This is a genomic window from Sphingopyxis sp. USTB-05, assembly GCF_023822045.1.
In the GTDB taxonomy this organism is placed as follows: domain Bacteria; phylum Pseudomonadota; class Alphaproteobacteria; order Sphingomonadales; family Sphingomonadaceae; genus Sphingopyxis.
Genome location: NZ_CP084712.1, coordinates 3,534,852 through 3,555,523 on the forward strand (window position 1 = coordinate 3,534,852; position 20,672 = coordinate 3,555,523).

General features: G+C 65.1%; 16 protein-coding genes. 8 read left to right on the plus strand and 8 right to left on the minus strand.

Annotation, left to right across the window (positions count from 1 at the left end; translation table 11 throughout):
* Positions 1-235 precede the first annotated feature (235 nt).
* The 4 genes from KEC45_RS16460 to KEC45_RS16475 all read left to right on the plus strand — a co-directional run bounded on the left by KEC45_RS16460 (position 236) and on the right by KEC45_RS16475 (position 4,317).
* Positions 236-2,050 (plus strand): DUF885 family protein, encoded by a 1,815-nt coding sequence (locus tag KEC45_RS16460; RefSeq protein WP_152682255.1) that lies wholly within the window; start codon positions 236-238, stop codon positions 2,048-2,050.
* 75 nt (positions 2,051-2,125) lie between these two features.
* Positions 2,126-2,455 carry a hypothetical protein gene (locus tag KEC45_RS16465; RefSeq protein WP_062176397.1) on the plus strand — a complete coding sequence of 110 codons (330 nt, stop codon included), beginning with the start codon at positions 2,126-2,128 and terminating at the stop codon, positions 2,453-2,455.
* Positions 2,456-2,723: 268 nt separating this feature from the next.
* Entirely contained in the window at positions 2,724-3,299 is a 576-nt protein-coding gene (locus KEC45_RS16470; protein ID WP_062176394.1) for a phosphoribosyltransferase, read from the plus strand.
* Positions 3,292-4,317 carry an adenosine deaminase gene (locus KEC45_RS16475; RefSeq protein ID WP_062176392.1) on the plus strand — a complete coding sequence of 342 codons (1,026 nt, stop codon included), beginning with the start codon at positions 3,292-3,294 and terminating at the stop codon, positions 4,315-4,317. The genes KEC45_RS16470 and KEC45_RS16475 overlap by 8 nt, the downstream gene beginning before the upstream one ends.
* A gap of 249 nt (positions 4,318-4,566) precedes the next feature.
* On the opposite strand, the gene KEC45_RS16480 is transcribed toward KEC45_RS16475, so the two are convergent.
* The 7 genes from KEC45_RS16480 to KEC45_RS16510 form a co-directional block, all read right to left on the minus strand.
* Positions 4,567-5,607, minus strand: coding sequence for a rod shape-determining protein (locus KEC45_RS16480; protein WP_062176389.1), 1,041 nt, complete (start codon positions 5,605-5,607; stop codon positions 4,567-4,569).
* A gap of 169 nt (positions 5,608-5,776) precedes the next feature.
* A complete protein-coding gene (locus tag KEC45_RS16485; RefSeq protein WP_238586522.1) occupies positions 5,777-6,241 on the minus strand; it encodes a hypothetical protein in 465 nt (154 codons plus the stop codon).
* Positions 6,242-6,344: 103 nt separating this feature from the next.
* A complete protein-coding gene (locus KEC45_RS16490) occupies positions 6,345-6,719 on the minus strand; it encodes a reverse transcriptase-like protein (protein ID WP_062183292.1) in 375 nt (124 codons plus the stop codon).
* A 20-nt stretch (positions 6,720-6,739) separates the two neighbouring features.
* Positions 6,740-8,839, minus strand: a complete 2,100-nt coding sequence (locus tag KEC45_RS16495; protein WP_062176383.1) for a TonB-dependent siderophore receptor — start codon at positions 8,837-8,839, stop codon at positions 6,740-6,742.
* Positions 8,836-9,582, minus strand: coding sequence for a hypothetical protein (locus tag KEC45_RS16500; RefSeq protein WP_152682254.1), 747 nt, complete (start codon positions 9,580-9,582; stop codon positions 8,836-8,838). Before KEC45_RS16500 ends, KEC45_RS16495 begins: the two co-directional genes overlap by 4 nt.
* 113 nt (positions 9,583-9,695) lie before the next feature.
* Positions 9,696-11,420, minus strand: coding sequence for a M56 family metallopeptidase (locus KEC45_RS16505; RefSeq protein WP_062176376.1), 1,725 nt, complete (start codon positions 11,418-11,420; stop codon positions 9,696-9,698).
* A complete protein-coding gene (locus KEC45_RS16510; RefSeq protein ID WP_231740080.1) occupies positions 11,420-11,725 on the minus strand; it encodes a BlaI/MecI/CopY family transcriptional regulator in 306 nt (101 codons plus the stop codon). Before KEC45_RS16510 ends, KEC45_RS16505 begins: the two co-directional genes overlap by 1 nt.
* A 462-nt stretch (positions 11,726-12,187) precedes the next feature.
* On the opposite strand from KEC45_RS16510, the gene KEC45_RS16515 reads away from it, so the two are divergent.
* Entirely contained in the window at positions 12,188-13,804 is a 1,617-nt protein-coding gene (locus KEC45_RS16515) for an ABC-F family ATP-binding cassette domain-containing protein (RefSeq protein ID WP_252171151.1), read from the plus strand.
* A gap of 88 nt (positions 13,805-13,892) precedes the next feature.
* Positions 13,893-14,567, plus strand: coding sequence for a helix-turn-helix domain-containing protein (locus KEC45_RS16520; RefSeq protein WP_062176373.1), 675 nt, complete (start codon positions 13,893-13,895; stop codon positions 14,565-14,567).
* Positions 14,568-14,585: 18 nt separating this feature from the next.
* Here the strand turns inward: KEC45_RS16520 and KEC45_RS16525 are convergent, their stop codons facing one another.
* Positions 14,586-15,236: a glutathione S-transferase family protein gene (locus KEC45_RS16525; protein ID WP_062176370.1), complete on the minus strand. Its 651-nt coding sequence runs from the start codon at positions 15,234-15,236 to the stop codon at positions 14,586-14,588.
* Positions 15,237-15,406: 170 nt separating this feature from the next.
* Here KEC45_RS16525 and KEC45_RS16530 point away from each other — a divergent pair, with 170 nt between their 5' ends.
* Together KEC45_RS16530 and KEC45_RS16535 are read left to right on the plus strand one after the other, a co-directional pair.
* Complete coding sequence (locus KEC45_RS16530) at positions 15,407-17,029, plus strand: CHASE domain-containing protein (protein ID WP_062176367.1); 1,623 nt, start codon at positions 15,407-15,409, stop codon at positions 17,027-17,029.
* The gene (locus KEC45_RS16535) at positions 17,013-20,618 is read left to right on the plus strand and encodes a hydantoinase B/oxoprolinase family protein (protein WP_252171152.1); all 3,606 of its coding nucleotides are present in this window, start codon (positions 17,013-17,015) and stop codon (positions 20,616-20,618) included. Before KEC45_RS16530 ends, KEC45_RS16535 begins: the two co-directional genes overlap by 17 nt.
* Positions 20,619-20,672: the final 54 nt, after the last annotated feature.

Genomic DNA, 20,672 nt, shown 5'->3' on the forward strand with positions numbered 1-20,672 from the left:
TCTATCTTCGTCACCCCGGACCTGATCCGGGGTCCCACTTGATGCCGAAGCCGGTAGATGCCGAAGAAAAGCGGGATCCCGGATCAGGTCCGGGATGACGAGGGTGGGGGGTCGAGCGGCCCTTCCCCACCCCCAAACCAGCCCTCTACGCAGCACAAAGACAATCACACGCTGAAATAATATTGCGCCCGGCCCGTCGCTGCGCAACAAGCCCGTCATTCGATAGGAGATCCCGATGCGCTTTGCCGTTGCCCTGATGCTGCTCCCCGTCCTGCCCCTCGCGCCGATGACCGCGCCTGCCTTCGCACAGGCTGCACCGCAAGCCGGGGCGCAGGACCAGGTCCTGCTCCAGTTCCTCGATCAGGCGTTCGAAGAGCGGCTGGGCCTCAGCCCCGAATCGCAGACCCAGCTCGGGCTCAAGACCAACTACGACAAGCTCGATGATTACACCGACGCCGCATCGGTGCGCGAACAGGACCTCATGGAGCGCCAGCTCAAGGACATGCGCGCGCGCTTCAAGCCCGACCAGCTCGGCGAGAGTGCGCGCGTTAGCTACCGCTTGTTCGAATATGAAGTTGAACGCGGCCGCGAATCGCTCCGCTTTCGCAAGCTGCGCTTTCCCGTGTCGACCAACGGCAGCCCGGCGGGCGCGATCCCCGTCCTGCTGATCAACAATCACAAGGTCGACAGCGTGCAGGATGCCGAGGCCTATATCGCCCGCCTGCGCGACACCGATCGCGTGATGCGCGAAGTCGCGGCGACGATGCGCGAACAGGCCGCGGCGGGCATCATCCCCAACAAGGTCAATTTCGCCCCCGCGCGGGCCGATGCGCTCAAGGTGATCACGGGGGCGCCCTTCGGCGCCGGCGCCGATTCGACGCTGATGGCCGACTTCCGCAAAAAGGTCGACGCACTGGACGCGCCCGCCGCGACCAAGGCCAAGCTGATCGCCGAAGCAGGCGCCGCGCTCACCGGCCCGTTCAAGCATGGCTATGATACGCTGGTCGCCGCGATCGACGCGATCGAGCCCCAATCGAAGGGCAATTTCGGCGCGTGGAACCTCCCCGACGGCGCCGCTTATTACGCCGACCGGCTGAAAAGCTCGACCACCACCAGCCTTACCGCCGACCAGATTCACGACCTCGGCCTCGCCCAGGTCGCGGCGATCCGCGGCGAGATGGAGGCGATCAAGCGCGAGGTCGGCTTTACCGGTACGCTCGAACAATTTTTCGACCACATCCGCACCGATCCGCAATTCAAATATCCGAACACCGAGGCGGGGCGCGAAACCTATCTCGCCGACGCGCGCGCGGTGATCGCATCGGTCATGGATGTCGCACCACGCTATTTCCGCGTGCTGCCCAAGGCCGCGCTGGAAGTGCGCGCGGTCGAGAAATGGCGCGAGGGGACGGCGTCGACCGCTTTTTACAACCCGCCCTCGGCCGACGGCACGCGTCCCGGCATCTATTACGTCAACCTCGTCGACATGAACCAGACGCAAAAGGTTCAGGTCGCCGGCATCGCCGCGCACGAAGGCGCGCCGGGCCATCATTTCCAGATCGCGCGCCAACAGGAACTCACGGGCATCCCGAAGTTCCGCAAATTCGGCGGCTATGGCGCCTATATGGAGGGCTGGGGACTTTATTCGGAACGGCTCGCGAACGAGATGGGGGTCTACAAGACCCCCTATGACCGCTTCGGCATGCTGTCGCTGCAGGTGTGGCGCGCGATCCGCCTGGTGCTCGACACCGGCATCCATTCGAAACGTTGGACGCGCGAACAGGCGATCGCCTATTTCAAGGCGAACAGTTCGGTGTCGGACACCGACATCGCGCGCGAAGTCGACCGCTATTTCAACTGGCCGGGTCAGGCGACGAGTTACATGGTCGGCCAGCTCAAGATCGCCGAACTCCGCAAACGCGCCGAAACGGAACTCGGCCCACGTTTCGACATCCGCGACTTCCACGAAGCGGTGCTGAGCGAAGGCGCACTACCGCTCGACATTCTCGAAGAACAGGTGACGCGCTATATCGCGGCAAAGAAGAAGTAACCCCGCGCCACCGACGGCCGGTTTGGGGTGGGAAGCTGCCATTGACGGGCTAGGTGTAAGAGGTAGTTTGAGGAGATGCCCACGAAGTCTCTCTATCTGTTCGGCTATGAGTCTCCAGCCGAGTTTCGGTCAAACGCTGACGCGGGCACCGATTTTGAATCTAGCACTGGCGTTTGGATTTCCGGGGCGGGTGAAGAACAGGCGCTCCAGTGGGGAAGAACCGTCGCCGAGCATTTCGTCGCGTGGCTGTTCGAGCATTCAGGCAACGAGCCTTACTCGTGGGAAGCGGCGCAATTCGCTGATTGGATCGAGACAAATCCTTCCATCCAAAAAGCGGCAACGAGCTTTCCAATTGTTGCTATCGGCGAGCTGCCGGATTTCGCGCAGCTCTTACGGCAGGCCTAAACGTCCGCAATCGGTCGTTTCCTGCCATTCGATCCAGATTGGCGGCAAATGACCGATATGGGGTGGTGAGCGGACATCCCACTTCCGTCATCCCGGGCTCGACCCGGGATCCCGCTTATTGAAGGCACTGGCACGCTTCACGAAATAGCGGGACCCCGGATCAAGTCGAACGAGCCACGTGTCGCGTTCGAGGGTGACGATATTGGGAAGTCGGCAACCGCTCGAAACCCACCTTGCCCCGCTCCTCACGCGCGCTTAATCCACGCCCATGACCGGCGAGAAAATCTTCATCAGCGCGAACGATCTGCTCGCCGACTCCTTCCGGCTCGGCATGCAGGTGCTGGACAGCGGCTTCCAGCCGACGCACCTCGTCGGCATCTGGCGCGGCGGCGCGCCGGTCGGGATCGCGGTGCAGGAATTGCTCGACTATCACGGCCGGCATTGCGACCATATCGCGATCCGCACCTCTTCCTATCACGGCATCGACAAACAGGATGCGCACGTCAAAGTCTTCGCTTTGGGCTATCTGATCGACACGCTGAACCCCGAGGACCGGCTGCTGATCATCGACGATGTGTTCGACAGCGGTCGCAGCATCCGTGCCTTCATCGCCGAACTGAAGGCGCGCTGTCGCAACAATATGCCGCGCGACATCCGCATCGCGACCGTCTGGTACAAACCCGGCCGCAACGTCACCGACCTTCGCCCCGACTTCTTCGTCCACGAAACCGATCAATGGCTGATCTTCCCGCACGAGGTCGACGGGCTGACGGTCGACGAAATCCGCCGGCACAAGCCCGAGGCCGCCATCATCCTGCGCGAAGAGGACACGCCCGATGCCTGATGGTTTTGCGTCGGCGGCAGAACGCGCCGCCTTCATCGCCGGCCTGCCCAAGGCCGAACTCCACCTCCATATCGAAGGCTCGCTCGAACCCGAACTGATGTTCGACCTGGCGCAGCGCAACGCCGTCGCCATCCCCTTCGCGTCGGTCGAGGATGTGCGCGCCGCCTATGCCTTCTCGAACCTCCAGGATTTCCTCGACATCTATTATCAGGGGATGGGCGTCCTTCGGACCGAGCAGGATTTTTATGACCTGACCGCGGCCTATCTCGCGCGCGCTCACGCCGATGCCGTCCGCCACGTCGAAATCTTCTTTGACCCGCAGGGGCATACGACACGCGGCGTCGCCTTTGAAACCGTCATTGCGGGCATCACCCGCGCGCTCGGCGATGCGGCGGCAAGCCATGGCATGACGTCGAAACTCATCATGTGCTTCCTCCGCCATCTCAGCGAGGCCGAAGCCGAAAAGACGCTCGACGAAGCGCTGCCCTTTCTCGAACGCATCGACGGCGTCGGGCTCGATTCGTCGGAGGTCGGCCACCCGCCCGCCAAGTTCGAACGCGTCTTCGCGCGCGCCCGCGGCCTCGGCCTCAAACTCGTCGCGCATGCGGGCGAGGAGGGCCCGCCCGCCTATGTTCATGAGGCGCTCGACCTGCTCAGGGTCGACCGCATCGACCATGGCAACCGCAGCCTCGAAGACCCCGCGCTCGTCGCGCGCCTCGCGGCAGAGGGCATGACGCTTACCGTCTGCCCGCTCTCGAACCTGAAGCTTTGCGTGGTGGACGACATCGCCGGCCATCCGTTGGGGACCATGCTCGCCGCCGGGCTCCGCGCGACCGTGAACAGTGACGATCCCAGCTATTTCGGCGGCTATGTGAACGCCAATTACCAGGCGGTCGCCGACGCGCTCGACCTGTCGAAGGACGACCTCCTGACGCTCGCGCGCAACAGCTTCACCGGATCGTTCCTGAGCGATGTCGACAAGGCCAAGAACCTGGCCGCAATCGACGCCTACGCCTGAGCCGACTCAGGAAGCAGAGACGACGGATAACGACCGGTTGTTGCCGTAAAATCCTCCCCGCTTGCGGGGAGGGGGACCGCCGAAGGCGGTGGAGGGGGCTCGCGGCTTTCGGCGAGGCTGCGCAGTTGCGCTCCCCCCCTCCGTCAGCGCTTCGCGCTGCCACCTCCCCACAAGTGGGGAGGATTTCATCGTCCGCTCCCCACGCCAAAGCCGCTATTCAAGGCCGGCTTCCAGCCGAGCCCCCTCGGCTCAAGCCGCGATCAGCACGCCGTGATAGGCGCGGTCCTCGAACGCGCGGCCCGCGCCCATCGCGACGCAGATCAGCGCATCGTCGGCGACCACGACAGGAAGCCCCGTCGCGCGCGCGATCGCCTCGTCCATCCGGCGCAGCAGCGCGCCGCCACCGGTCAGCGTAATGCCTTCGTCGATGATGTCGGCCGACAGTTCGGGCGGCGTCTGTTCAAGCGCCGCGCGCACCGCGCTCACGATCTGTCCGACCGGCTCGGCAAGCGCTTCGGCGATCTCGGCTTCGGTCACCTGCACCTCGGCCGGGCGCCCCGTGACCAGATCGCGGCCCTTGACGCCCATGGTCATTCCGTCGCCCACCGGGGGCGTCGCGCAGCCGATCGTCAGCTTGACGCGCTCGGCGGTCATCTCGCCGACCATCAGATTGTGCCTGCGGCGGATCGACGACGAAATCATCTCGTCCATCTTGTCGCCGCCGACGCGCACCGAATTGCTGTATGCGATACCGCTCAGCGACAGCACCGCGACCTCGGTCGTGCCGCCGCCGATATCGACGACCATGGCCCCTCTCGGTTCGGTGACGTGCAGCCCGGCGCCGATCGCGGCGGCTAGCGATTCCTCGATCAGTTGCACCGATACCGCGCCGGCATTGCTCGCCGCATCGCGGATCGCGCGGCGTTCGACCATCGTCGAGCCCGACGGCACGCAGATCACGACATGGGTGCGCTGCATGAAACGGCTCGTGCCGCCCTGCGCCTTGTCCATGAAATGCTTCAGCATCTGTTCGGCGACGTCGATGTCCGCGATCACGCCATCGCGCAGCGGCCGGATCGCCTGGATGTTGTCGGGCGTCTTGCCCATCATCGGCTTCGCTTCGTTGCCGACGACCTTCACACGCCTCACGCCGTCACGCGTTTCCAGCGCAACGACCGACGGTTCGTTAAGGACAATACCCCGATCCCGAACATAAACCACCGTATTCACTGTACCCAGGTCGATGGCCATGTTGTGCGCGGCCGACGCAAACCGATTAAAAAACTTCATATACGGGGCAAATGCCTTCGGGAATGAACGGAAGAATCAGGCGTGCTGGGCCTTTGTCGCCTTCAACGCTTGTCACATATCGACTGCGCTGCACGCGCACCCGCGTCAACGAAAGCCGCCGCCAATACTGCCAGAGCGGTGGTTTCTCAGGCCCGGCCGTGCGACCGGTTCAAAATTCGGGACCGATCGAGCCCGGAACGATGAACTTCAGGCCCTGCAACCGAACGACATCATCGCCCGCACAAACCGGCGCAGCGATCAATCGCATCCACCGCCGCGGCGCCCGCGCTGGTTTGATTTCGACGTCGAGCGTGAAGCCGCGGCGATGCCTGATCGCATAGGCGCGCAGCTTCTCCATCGCCGCGCGCGATCCCTCGGTGTAGAGCGCGACGGCCTCGTGGCGCGCCACTGCCACCCCGCGCGGAATGCCGAATATGTCATAGACCTCGTCCGACCAGCTCAGCCGGTCATCGTCGGTCAGATCGCATTCCCACTGGCCCAGCCGGGCAGGCCGAACCGGCGCCACGACATCGTCCAGATCGGGAACCGGGTCTAGCATCTCGTTCCCATGCAACTGACCGAGCTCGAAAAAGCGATCACGCTCATACAGCGGCCAGCTGTGATGTACGGGCAAGGGATAAGTTTGCTTCAACGCGCCGGTCTTCCATCAGGTCCCGCCAAGGATAGGCGCGCGGCGCTTAACAACTCATGATGTCGATTGACAGTCCTTCCACGTTCTACCGTCCGCGCGCCAGCGCGATGCCCGCCAGATTTTGCGTCCGCTTGATGTGACGCACGATCGGCAGCGGCCCTGCACCGACAAGGGCTTGAAACGCAGCCAAGTGATCCGCCGCTTCGCCCCGCGCCCGCACGGCGCCGGTCGCCTGCTCCACCACCGCCACCGCATCGCCGAGCAGAACGAAGTCCGTCAGTTCCAGATCGCGTGCCAGCCGCAGTGCCGCGATCAGCGCCAGCCACTCGGCATCCATGCTGCTGCCGATCCCGGCATCGCGCACGACCACGGCCGCGCCGCCCGTCACGACGGCGGTTTCCATCCGCCCCGGATTGGGCCGACATCCACCATCGAAATAGATTTTGATCCGGCGCGCCATCATCCCCTTCCCTTAGCTGGTCAGAACTTTCCGCGCACCGAAAAGGAAAAGATCGGGCCGATCAGCCGATCGCGTTCTTCGACGAAGCTGACTGGGCTTTCCCCACGGACGCCGGTATAGGCCGTCCGATCGCGCTTCGAACGGGCATTCGCAATGTTGCGGATCGACGCCCGCACGGTCAGGCCCATTACATCCTTATGCTCGACAAAGACCGAGGCCCAGACCGGCCCTTCCCAGACCTTATCGACCTGGGTGCGCCGATAGTTGGGCTGATAGTGCGAATATTCGACATCGCCGCCCCACGCCCAGTCGCTGGCCGGAATATCGTGGCGCAGGCCCAGGCTGATCACCGTGTCGGTGAAGCCGTTCCATTGCCTTTTTTCGCCGGTGAAGGGGTCGCGAAGCGAACTCTTCTGCAGCAGCATCCGGGGTTCGAGCCGCATTCCCTTGATCCCGGCGGGATCGAGGTTGATCGTCGCGGTCCAGTCGATCGCGCCCGCCTTGGCCTTCGCAATATTGCCGACCGCTTCGCCATTGGCGCCGATCGGGATCACATCGACGCGGTCCTCGACGTCGCGATAGATCAGGATGACCTTGGTCGAGCCCCAGGCGCCAAACTTCTTGTTGATCTCGGCCTCATAGGTCCAGTCCTGCTGCGGCCGCAGGTCGTTGTTGCTCTCATTCTGGTTGCCGTCGTTCAAGAAGGCACGCGCGAGGAAATCATAGAAGCTGAGTTGTAGCACGCGGCGCCGCAGCTTCACCGATACATCGAAATCGGGCGATGGCGTCCAGGCGAGCGAGATCGACCCCTTTGGCCGGAAAAAGCTGCGCGTCAGCCCGTTCATCCCGGTCTGGGTGATCGTCGAATGCTCGGCCCCCGCAATGATCTGGAAATTCAGCTTGTCGGTCAGCTTGCGCCCAAAGCTTAGCAAACCTTCATAGCGATCCTCGCTGACCCCGCCGGTGCCGCCCTCAAACGGCTGGTCGACCCATGCCCCTGACGGATCGAGAACCGCGATCGACGCAACATTGTCGAGCGTGTTGAACGCCGCCTCGCCCGACAATTGCCAGTCGCCGCCGAACATCTTCCACTGATATTCACCGCGCCCGATCGTCTCGCCCAGATCGCCGGTCTGTGCAAAGCGGTCGCCGGTGGCGACACCGCCTTCGGGCGTCGTGACGATTTCCTGCCGGTAAGGCTCGTGACTGAAGCGGCGGAGGCCGATCAGTTTCAGCTTTCCGGGGCCGAAACCGAACTGGTAATCGCCGCTGACCTCGTAATTCCAGCTATCGGCATTTTCATACACCGTGCGAAGGCGATCGGGCAGGCCGGGGCCCGTGCGCAGGCCGTCCTCATAATAGCGGTCATATTTGCGCTGATAATGGCCGCCAAGGTTGGCGACGGTGTCGCCCGCCGGGTCCCAGGTAATCCGCCCCGACAGCTTCGGCGTGTCGTAATGCGTGTTCCAGATATCCTTGCGCCGTTCGGTGATATTGCCCGCGCCATCATAGATCAGCGTTGGCCCGCCCGCGCCGCTACGCGCCGAATCATCATTGTTCAGCGCAACCTCATATTCGACCGCCCCGGTGCGGCCGCGCACCGACACGTCGGCGCGAGTGAACAGCGGGTCGGTGTAATGCGCGCGGAACTCGGGTTTCCAAGAAAATTGCCCGGAAAAGGCGTCGGCGCGATAGACGATATTGGCGACCTGCCCCGACAGCCCGGGAATGTTGAGCGTTGCGCCATCGACAATCTCGATCCGCTCGACATTGCCTGCGGGGATACGCGACAACTGGGTATACATGTCGTCGCCCTTGTTCGACGGCCGCTCGCCGTTGAACAGGACATTGCCCGTCGCCTGCCCCAGTCCGCGCAGATTTTCGTTGTCACGAATCTGGAAGCTCGGGACCTGGATCAACATGTCATATGCATTGTTGGGCGCGTAGCGTGCGAAGTCAGCGGGGGCATAGACCTGCCGCGCCGCATTGCTGATGCCCCCGGCGGGCGCTTCGGTCGCCGCAGGCGGCGGCGTGTCGCCGGTCGGGGCCGCGACCTCCTGCGCCAGCGCGGGGGCAGAAATCGCGGCCGCGACCGCGATCAGGCTGGTCCATCGCTTCACTTGGAAATTCCCCCCGCCGCGCGGTTCATTGCCTGCGCATATTCACCCGTCACGCCCATCGCTTTCATGCCGACCACGTCGTCGGCGCTCAGTTTCCGGTATCCCGCCGCGGCAAGCCCACGCACATAGGCGCCGTCGACGCCCAGCGCCTTGCACGCGATCGCATCCTCGACATCGGTTAGCACCAGTGCCTCGGACTTCAGGTCGCGAACATATTCGGGCCGTACGTCGAGCGCCGCGGCCGCGATCAGGTCGTCGGCATCTTTCGGTCCCACGCCCTCGTTCGCCAGCCCGTCGGCAAGTTCGATCGTCGCATCGACGAGCAGCATCGCGAGCAGGGTCGACCGCCGATCGGGCGCCAGTCCGCGTTTGCCGAGCGCGCGCTCGAAAGCGGGGTCGGAGGTAAAGCGGCATTCGCCCTTCCCCGCGAACGCGCGGGTCAGTGTGCCAGTGCAGGTCAGCGTCCCTGCATCATGCGTCACGGTAAAGCTGACCGGTCCCGGCGTGGTCCGGCCGAGCGCCGCTTCCGCAGCGGCGAAATAGGGACGCGAGCCGTCGAGTGTCTGGTCGCTGCTCGACTGTTTGTGCTGGATGCGAACGCGCGGCGCGCCCTTCTTTCCGCTTGTGGGCTCGGCGATCCAGCTGACGTCGCTGAGCACCAGCGGGTCGGCGGCGGCAGTCGGCGCCGAACAGGCGAGGATCGACAGCAGCGTGGCGCTGCCGGCAAATAACAGAGCTTTCATTTGGTGCACTCCTCCCTCCGTGCGCCAGGCGAGCGTCATCGCTCGCCGCCGCAGCAGCAATTTTGAATCAGGTTTCGATTAATCGTCGGTCGCTACGGACGAATGTCCGGGCGTCAGTCGCGGACGGGCGGCTCGGGCGGTTCCGGTGCTGCCGGGAATTCGACCCGCGCGGTCCGGCCGTCGGCGCGCCGCGCTTCGATCACGCCGCGCTCCATATCGACCACGGCGACATTCCCGTTGCGCACCGCCTTGGCAACCGGTCGCGGCGCGGCGGCAGGACGCGGTTTCACGGGCCGGAATCCGCTCGTCGCACGCAGCTCGATCGCGTCGTCCGCGTCGCGCATTCTCACGCCCGACTTCTGCATGTCGGTCACGAAGTCGCAGTCGACCCCCATCGCCTTCAGCGCGATCAGATCGTCCACGCCGATATCAGGGAAATGCGATTTCATGTCGCGCGCAAAGGCCGCATTGACGCCGACATGCCGCGCGCCGACCAGCTCGTCGAAATCAGCGCCGGGAATAACCTCGCGCATCTGCCGGATATAAGCGGGATCGATCCCGCTCGCCTTTGCTGAAATGATGTCGTCGGCGTCCATCGATCCGCCGCTCTCGCGTATCTTTTCGATATATTCAGGAGTCACCCCGACCGCACGCATGCTCACCAGTTGTTCGGCGCTCAGCGTCTTCGCCGTCGCGGCGGCGGTGGCCGCATCCTCGGTCGCTAAGGCCTTCGCAGCTGATGCGGACCGCGATGTCACAGTCGTCGTCTCCTTGGCCGTCGAGGCGACGACGGAGTGGACGTCCGCCGTCGCCGCGGGCCTTGCGGTTGCCGAGAAGGCCGCCAGCGGCGCGGTCACGCCCGCCAGCACCACCAGGCTCATCAATATCCAGCTCGCGCTCGCCGGGCCGCGCTTCAAGCTGCCGTCGAGCACGCGGGTGATGCGACGCTTCAGGCTGTCCTTGCCCGGTGCGACACCATGCGCGGCGAGCAGCGCGCCCTGATTGTCGTGGCGCGCTGCGCCGACCAGCAGGGTCGCATAATCGGGCCCGTTGATGTCGGCCATCAACACCGCATCGTCGGCGGCTTCCTCGCGAAGCTGATGGCTCTCACGCGCCAGCATCCACACCAGAGGATTGAACCAGAAGACTGCACAGGCGACGCGCGCACCGAGCAATTTCGCCCAGTCCAGCCGCGCGACATGCGCCAGTTCATGCGCGATGATCGCCTCGGCCTCGCCTGAGGCCGCCACCGCCTTCGGGCTCAGCACGATGGTCGGGCGCAGCACGCCCCAGCTGATCGGCGAGCGCAATTCCTTGCTGACCAAAAGCGCGGTGCCATGCTTGAACCCCATGCGCCGCTGCGCCTCCGCCAGCGCCGACAGCCACGAGCCCTCGACCAATATCTCCGCACGTCCGCGCATCGCGAACAGCCGCACGACGGCCAGCGTCATCATTCCAGACAGCAGTGCGAGCGGGATAAGATAGAGAAAGGGGGCAAGGTCGCTCCACGGAAAGGCTATCGGCGTCGAGCCGACACTGTCCGCGACGACGGGGACCGACGTCGCGGCAGGTGTCGGGTCGATCGCCGCCCCCTTCGTGGTTGCGGTTTGCACCACTGGCGCGGCGGCCTCGAAGGACCAACTCGCGGGCAGCGGCGTCCATTGCGGCAGCAACAGGATCGCGGCGGGCAGTGCGAGCAATGCCGCGAGCCCCGCATGCGCGATCATCGATCGCTCGCCGGCAGAACGCCAACGCGCTAGGCGCAACAGACCAAGCGTCAGCCCCGCGACGACGACGGATTTCCAGGCCAAGCCCAGCAACATGGCGGTGGTCAGCATCACCCTCTCCCTTCGCGCGCTTTGGCGATCATCTGTTCAAGCTCGTCGAGTTCGCTATTGCTCATCTCGTCCTGCATACCCAGCAGCGCGGCCGCGGCGCTCGTTGCCGATCCGTTGAAGAAGACACGCACGACCTGGCTCAGCGCCGACTTGCGCGCAGTCTTGTCCGACACGCTCGGCGCATAGACGAAACCGCGCTCCGACTGCTCCCGGGCAACAAAGCCCTTGGTCTCGAGCCGCTTCAGCATCGCGCGGATCGCCGAACCCGACAGCTCGTCGGCCAGCGCCTCGCCAATCTCGGTCACGGTCGACGCCCCGCGCTCATAGAGAATGTCGACTATTTCGCGTTCCCGCGGGGGCAAACTGGACAACATACGACTCACCTCATGCGCTACATTTGTAGCGTGCTACATTTGTAGCGCATGCTTGGCAAGGGGTTTTATTCGGGTAACACAGGAGAGCTGCGTGAGGGGTTGGGGTGCGCGGGGGCACCTATGTTCAGTCACGCAACTTCCGTCATCCCGGGCTTGACCCGGGATCCCGCTTTTCTTCCGCATCGACTGGCTTGGTCTTAAAGCGGGACCACGCATCAAGTCGGGGGTGACGGGGATTGAGGGGTCAGCAGTGGGTCGAAATGCAGCCACACCACAACCCCGATTGCGCCGAACCGCCAAGCCCCCTACATTCCCCTCTCAATCAACCGGAGACTTTCGCCATGGACCGCAACCTGACCGCAACGCAGCCCCGCCTTGCCGCCAGGAAAGTTCATGTTCATGCCCCCCTTCTCTCCGTCCATTACGATCTCCAATCTCAGCTGGTCTACGCCTGACGGCCGCGCCGTCCTTTCGGACCTCGACCTTAATTTCCAGCCCGAACGCACCGGCATCGTTGGGCGCAACGGTGTCGGCAAATCGACGCTGCTGCGCCTGCTGACAGGCGAGCTCGCGCCCGCATCGGGCAGTATGGCAATCGACGGCAGCATCGCGATGCTCCGCCAGACCGTGCAGGTCGCCGCGCATGAAAGCATCGCCGACCTGTTCGGCGCGCGGAGCGCCCTTGCGTTGCTTCGCAAGGCCGAAGCGGGCGAGGCGACCGTCGAAGAGATCGGGGACGCCGACTGGACGCTGGAAGCGCGGATTGACGAGGCGCTGGCAGGCGCCGGCCTGCCCCTTCCCGCCGACACCCTGCTCGCCCAGCTTTCGGGCGGTCAGCGCACGCGCGCCGCGCTCGCTGGCGCGATGTTCGCCGCGCCCGACTTCCTGTTGCTCGATGAGCCCACCAACAATCTCGACCGCGAGGGCCGCGAAGCTGTGCGCGACCTCCTGGCCCGCTGGCGCGGCGGCGCGATCGTCGTCAGCCATGACCGCGAGCTGCTCGAGGAATTGGATGCGATCGTCGAGCTGACCAGCCTCGGCAGTGCGCGTTACGGCGGCGGATGGAGCGCCTATCGCGCGCGCAAAGACATCGAGCAGGCAGCGGTCGAGGCCGAACTCGCGGGCGCCGAAAAACGCGTCGACGCGGCACAGCGGCAGGCGCAGGCGGCAACCGAAAAACAGGACCGCCGCGACTCGCGGGGGCGCGCAAAGGCGGCACGCGGCGACATGCCGAAAATCCTGATCGGCGGACTCAAGCGCCGCGCCGAGGAAACCCGCGCCGCGGGGAACCGCCTCGCCGAGCGCCAGCATGGCGAAGCCGAAGAGCAGCTATCCGCCGCGCGCGCGAAAATCGAGATCGTCGACCCGCTATCGGTGGGCCTGCCCTCCACGGGTCTAGCGGCGTCGCGAACGGTGCTTGCGCTCGACCATGTGACCGCTGGCTATACCGAAAACCTACCCGTTATCGCGGACCTGTCGCTCGCCATCACCGGCCCCGAACGCGTCGCCATCATCGGCCCCAACGGGTCGGGCAAGTCGACACTGCTCGCACTGATCGCAGGCGCGCTCGCCCCATGGTCCGGGCAAGTGCGGGTGGGCGTTCCATTCGCGCTGTTTGACCAGCGCGTCAGCCTGCTCGATCCCGCGCTGTCGATTGCCGACAATTTTCTTCGTCTCAACCCAGGCACGACGAACAACCAATGCCGCGCCGCGCTCGCGCGCTTCCGTTTCCGCGCCGATGCCGCCGATCGCATCGTCGGCACGCTCAGCGGCGGCCAGATGCTCCGCGCCGGTCTTGCCTGCGTGCTCGGCGCCCCGCAGCCGCCGCAACTGCTGATCCTCGACGAGCCGGGCAATCATCTCGACATCGAGTCGCTCAACGCCGTCGAAACCGGTCTTGCCGCTTTTGACGGGGCGCTGCTCGTCGTCAGTCACGACACGGCATTTCTGGAAGCGATCGGGATCGAACGGACCGTCGAATTGACCGGCCGACCGAAAAACGAAGTTTAGCCAGCGCTCACCCTGCTTTTGCGTCGGCACGCCATCTTTCGGCGCCGCCGCTAACTTTCTTTTAACCAGCCGACCCCAACAACCGCATATGGCCATTTCCGGATATTTTCTTCCATCGGCGCCAGGCGCCGACCGACGTTACGACGATCGCCGGAAACTCAGCCTTCTCGCCCGGGGTTCGCACCATGACGGCTCCGGCATCGAGGTTCAAATTCACAATATCTCTGGAACCGGGCTGCTGTTCGAAAGCGACGTCAAGCTGGCGGCCGGCGACCGGATCGAAATCGAGCTTCCGCACGCCGGCGACATCACCGCGGTCGTCATCTGGGCGAGCGGGCGGCATTTCGGATGCCAGTTCGAAGGTCCGGTATCACCCGCGACGCTCAGCGCCGTGGAGCTCAAAAGCGCCGTCGACCCGGAGCCCCTCATCAAGGAGGAGGAGGAGGAGGCCGAACCCGCGATCGACGAAGCGTTCGGCGATCGCCTGCAACGGCTGCGCACCGAAGCCGGGCTCAATCAGGCCGAGGTTGCCGAACAGATGGGCGTCAGCGCTCCGTCGGTTTCGAGCTGGGAAACCGGTCGGTCGCGCCCCAAGCAGGGACGCATGGCGAAACTCGCCGGCATATTGGGCGTCCCGGCGACCGACCTGGTGGACGAGACGACGCCCGAGGACGCGCAGGAGCTGATCGAACGGAGCCGCGAAGAAATCGCGCACGCCATGGGGGTCAGCGTCGATCGGGTCCGGATCTTCGTCGAATATTAGGGTCTGACCCTGCGGCTTTTACGCCGCCAGCACACGCGCGATCAGTTTTTCTTCCTTTGCAATCCACGGTGCCATGCTGGGCCGCGACAATATGGCCTCGCTCCACGCCGCGATCCGGGGATGGACGGCTGCATCGATGCATGCACCGCAATGGCGGAAATTCATGAGCGGAGAGGCAGCCGCTATGTCGGCGAGCGTCAGCCGGTCGCCGACGAGGAACCCCGACGCCGGAATCGCGCTTTCAAGATAGGCGAGCAGCTTCGGCAATTCCTCGCCCTCGGCCTGCGCCGCGGCGGCAAGATCGCCTTCGCGTCCCAGAAATTTCGGTGCCACGATGCGGTTGAAGAACATCTTGCCGCTGCATGCCGCGAACACCGTGTCGCCGAATTCCTCCCACCATATCACGCGGCCGCGTTCCTGCGGGTCGGTGGGGATCAGCGCAGGCTCGGGATATTTTGCCTCGATATATTGGATGATCGCGCTCGAATCGGCGAGGAGGAAGCCGTCGTCGTCCATCGCCGGCATTTTCCCCAGCGGCGACGCGGCACGAAACCCCGGGTCGGGATCGCCGATGCCGACGCCCTTCAGCTCGAACTCGATCCTCTTTTCGCCGAGATAGCCCAGCAATTTGCGCACGAACGGCGACACCACCGAACCGTAAATGATCATCCCGTTTCTCCCGTCCATAACCTGCATCATAGGCAATGAGTTTTTACTTGCAACCGGCCTCGCGATGCGGCCGGAACGGAATGAAATTAACTTGCTATCAGTCCCTCCGCGTGAAACATCAGGCCTTGGAGGGGGACGCTGCTGCGGCGGCCACAGGCGGGATATCTTCAATGCGCCCTTCCACATGGGCAGATCGGCTGCTGGCGCTGCTGGTCCGGTTCGTCGGGCTGGTCATTCTGTTTGCGACCATCGTCGCGGCCAGTGCCAGCTTCCTCTATAATCAGGCCGAAGAAGCCGACCAGGCCGAACGCGTCGCGGCGCAGTTCAACATGCGGCTGCGCGACCATGTCGCGATCCTCGAAGGCGTGCGCGCGCTCTATCAGTCCGACGCCGCCGCCAGCGGCCCCGGCATCCGCGCCTATCTCGGCGCGCTTCAACCGCAGGTCCATTCGCCCGGCATGGAAGGAATCGGTATCGCGGCCGCAATGCGTGCCGGAGCGCCAGCCGAACTCGAAGCGCGACTCAAGGAAAATTACGGCGAGGACATCAAGGTGTGGGGCGAGACTGGCCAGCCGGTCGGCTTCGCCGTCGTGCTCGTGGAGCCCTATACACCCCGCCGCCACGTCGCACTCGGTTTCGACATGTATAGCGAACCCGTGCGCCGCGAAGCGATGCGCCGCGCCTGGCAGACCGGTCGCCCCGCCGCGAGCGGCATCGTCCATCTCGCGCAGGAACGCGCCGCAAAGGTCAAGCAGCCGGGATTTCTCATCTATCTTCCCGTCTATGCTCGGGGAATGGCCAGCGACACCGCGGCGGGCTTGACCGCGACGGCGCCAGGCGTCCGGCCGATCGAAGCTTTCATCTATGCCCCCTTCCGCATCAATGACATGATGAAGGCCATACTCGGGCCGCAGCTCGGCCAGATCAACGGGCTCGAAATTCGCGCCGGCGCCGGCCCGTCGGCACCGATCGTGTTCCGGCACGGCAAGATGGGCTGGGACGCGCAGGAACAGATGCTGCGCATCGCCGATCGCCAGTGGACGATGCGTATCTCATATGGTCGCCTGCTCGAACGGCTCGGCCGACCGCTTGGCATCTTTCTGTTCGGTCTCGCGCTGGCGTTACTCGCGACGCAGCTCCATCGCGTCCAGCAGCGCCGCGTCGGTGAGGCACAGGCGCTTGCAGAGGAAAAGGCGCGGCACGCCGAGGATCGCGAACTGATGATCGGCGAGATGGCGCACCGGATGAAGAACGCCTTCGCACGCATCGGTGCGCTCGCGCGCATAACGCTCCGCGAATCTGCTACGCTCGAGGAGTTTGAGGCGCGGTTCGATGGCCGCATGCGCGCGCTCTCCGACGCCAAGCAGATGCTCGTCACCGGCGCGGTGGACAGCGTCGATCTGGGGCGGATCGTCCACCGCGAACTCGAACTCGCGGGCGTCTCGGCCGAACAACTTGCCGCCATCGCAGGGCCCGAGGTCCGTCTCGACGACGAAGGCGCACAGGCGCTGTCGCTCGCGATCCACGAATTCGTCACCAACAGCATCAAATATGGCGCGCTCGCGGGCAAGGGCCGCCTCACCGTCGGCTGGCACCGCGACGATGGACATATCGAACTCGACTGGGTCGAAGCCGACCTTGCCGAAACGCCGCATATCGAAAGCGAAAGCTTCGGCACGCGGTTCATCCGCACACTCATCGAGCGGCAGCTCAAGGGCAGCTGGGAACGCACCGCGGTTGACAACCGCCTCGCCATCGTCATTCGATGGCCGGACAATGGCATCCCCAACTGACAAGCGCTGGCACATCTGGATCGATCGCGGCGGCACCTTCACGGACGTCGTCGCGCGCCGCCCCGACGGCACGGTCGTCACCACCAAATATTTGAGCGAGGACCCGGCGCGCCCGGGCGACGCCGCGGTCAATGCGATCCGCGATCTCACCGGCGCCAGCGCCGGCGCGCTTCCTCCGCTCGCCATCCGCATGGGCTCGACGGTGGCAACCAACGCGCTCCTCGAACGCAAGGGCGAGGCGACCCTGCTCGCGATCACGTCGGGCTTCGGTGACGCGCTGACGATCGGCTATCAGGACCGCCCCGAACTGTTCGCGAGGCGGCTCGATCGCACGCCCCCGCCCCACGCGGCGGTGGCCGAGATCGCCGAGCGCATCGGCCCCGATGGCGATGTCCTGATTCGGCTCGACGAGGAGCAGGCCCGCTCGGCGCTGCAAGCCGCCCGCGGCAAGGGCCTCACCAGTATCGCGATCGTGCTGATGCACGGTTACCGATACCCCGAGCACGAGCAGCGCCTCGCAGCCATCGCATCCGAGCTCGGCTTCACCCAGATTTCGACGAGCCACGACGTCAGCGCCCTCATCAAGCTCGTCGGGCGCGGCGACACGACGCTCGCCGACGCCTATCTCTCGCCCGTGCTACGCCACTATGTCGATCAATTCGTGGCGCAATTGGGGGACGGCGTCGCTCCCCAGTTCATGAAGAGCTCGGGCGGCCTCGCCTCTGCCGCCGCTTTCCACGGCCGCGACGCAATCCTCTCCGGCCCCGCCGGCGGCATCGTCGGCATGGTCGGCAGCGCGGCGCCGCTCGGCAAGGACCGCCTGATCGGCTTCGACATGGGCGGGACTTCGACCGACGTCAGCCATTATGCCGGCCACCTCGAACGCGATAACGAGACCATCGTCGCGGGCACGCGCATCCGCGCGCCGATGCTACGCATCCACACAGTCGCGGCGGGCGGCGGCTCGATCTGCCGCTGGGACGGCACGCGCCTGCTCGTCGGCCCCGAAAGCGCCGGTGCGAACCCCGGCCCCGCTGCCTATGGCCGCGGCGGCCCGCTCACAGTCACCGACTGCAATGTCCTGCTCGGCAAGATACAGCCCGAACATTTCCCCAAACTCTTCGGACCGAACGGCGATCAGCCGTTGGACCGCGCCGTCGTGGTGGAAAAATTCGCCGCCATGGCGGCCGATGTCGGAGGCATCACGCCCGAAGCCCTTGCCGAGGGCTTGCTCGCCATCGCGGTGCAGCAGATGGCGAACGCGATCAAACGCATCACCATCGCGCGGGGCCACGACGTGACACAAGGCTACAGCCTCGTCGGCTTTGGCGGCGCGGCGGGACAGCATGTCTGCCTCGTCGCCGACGCGCTCGGCATCGACGAAATATTGCTCCACCCGCTCGCGGGGGTGCTCTCGGCCTATGGCATGGGCCTCGCCAAACCCTCGTCGATCCGCGAACGCACGCTGGCGCTGAAGCTCGACGAGCATTGCGCGGCCACGCTGGCTGCCACCGAAAGCGAGCTGGCGGAACAAGCCCGCGCCGACCTTGCGCCCGGCGCAGCAACGACGCGCGAAACCCTGCTCTTCGTCCGCCTGGCCGACAGCGATAATGCGATCGAACTTCCGCTAGCCTCGCCCGCCGAGGTCAGGCAAGCCTTCGCCGCCGCCTTCCGCCAGCGCTTCGGCTATGCGCCGCACGACAATCTGGTGGTCGACCGGATCCGTGTCGAATTGACCGAGGCGGGCGACGCCCCCGCGACACTCCCGCCGGCCACGCCACCGACCGAGACCGCGCCCGAGATGATTACCTCCTGGCTCGCCGGCGCCCCGCATGAAGTCCCGCTGCACCAGCGCGCTGCGCTCGCCCCCGGCCGCGCCCTCGCCGGACCCGCGATCATCATCGACACGCTCTCGACCACGATCGTCGAACCGGGCTGGCGTGCCGAGGTCCAGAGAGAAGGCACCTTACTCCTCACCCGCACCCGAGGCGCCGAAACCCACGCCGTCACCGCCGACGACCTGATTAGCCCCGATCTGATCCGCCTCGAAATCTTCAACAGCCTGTTCATGGCGATTGCCGAGGAAATGGGCGGCGCTCTCCAGCACAGCGCCTCGTCGATCAACATCCGCGAGCGGCTCGATTTTTCCTGCGCGATCTTCGACGGCGAAGGCCGCCTCGTTGCCAACGCACCGCACATGCCGGTGCATCTCGGTTCGATGGGCGAAAGCGTCCGCACCATCCTTCGACAGCGGACCAGCGACGGCCGCGGCATTCGCAGGGGCGACGCTTACGCCCTCAACGCCCCTTATGATGGCGGCACCCACCTGCCCGACATCACTGTCATCATGCCGGTATTCGTCGCCAAAGAAAATGGCGGGGATGATGCACCCAGCTTCTTCGTCGCCGCGCGCGGCCATCACGCCGATCTCGGCGGCATCGCCCCCGGCTCGATGCCACCCAACAGCCGCAGCATCGACGACGAAGGTATCCTCTTCGACAACAAGCTGATCGTCGACGACGGCAACTTCCTCGACGCCGAAGTCCACGCACACCTGATCACGGGCGATTACCCCGCCCGCAACCCGGCGCTCAATATCGCCGACCTCAAGGCGCAGGTCGCGGCCTGCCAGCGCGGCACAAGCGCCCTTGCCGACCTCTCGGCCCGGCACGGCGCCGCGACCGTCGCCGCCTATATGGCGCACGGCCAGCGACAGGCCGAAGCGGCGGTGCGCCAACTCATTGCAGGCCTCGGCGACGGCCGGTTCACCTATGCGATGGACAATGGCGCCGAGGTTGCAGTTGCGGTGACGGTCGACCGCGAAGCGCGCCACGTCACGATCGACTTCACCGGGTCGTCGGCAACGCTACCCGACAATTTCAACGCGCCCACACCCGTCGTCCGCGCTGCAGTGCTTTATGTCCTCCGCACCATGCTCAACGACCCGATCCCGATGAACGAAGGCTGCCTTGCCCCGGTCACGCTGATCGTCCCCGATAATTCGATGTTGTCTCCCCGCTATCCCGCCGCGGTCGTCGCGGGCAATGTGGAGACCAGCCAGGTCATCACCGATACGCTCTTCGCCGCGTTCGGCGCGATGGCCCCCGCGCAGGGGACGATGAACAATTTCACCTTCGGCAACGAAGCGTACCAATATTACGAGACCATCGCCGGGGGCTCGGGCGCCGGGCCCGGCTTCGACGGTACCAGCGTCATCCAGACGCATATGACCAACAGCCGCATGACCGACCCCGAAGTCATGGAAACGCGCTTCCCGGTCATCGTCGAGCAATTTGCGATCCGCCAAGGTTCGGGCGGCGCGGGTCAATGGCACGGCGGCGACGGCGCCACCCGCAGTATCCGCTTCCGCGAGCCGATGGCCGCAAATATCCTTGCGAACCGCCGTCAGATCGCACCGAAAGGTCTCGCAGGCGGCGCCGACGCCGCCCCCGGCCGCAACTGGGTCGAGCGCGCCGACGGCCGGGTCGAAATGCTCGCCGCCACCGGCAGCGCAGAGCTTGCCGCGGGCGATGCCTTCGTGATCGAAACGCCGGGCGGCGGCGGTTATGGGAACCCTAGGGAGAGATAATTTGGCGACAGCACGGTCTACCCCACGCGGGGATGACGGAGTGAAGGGATATCG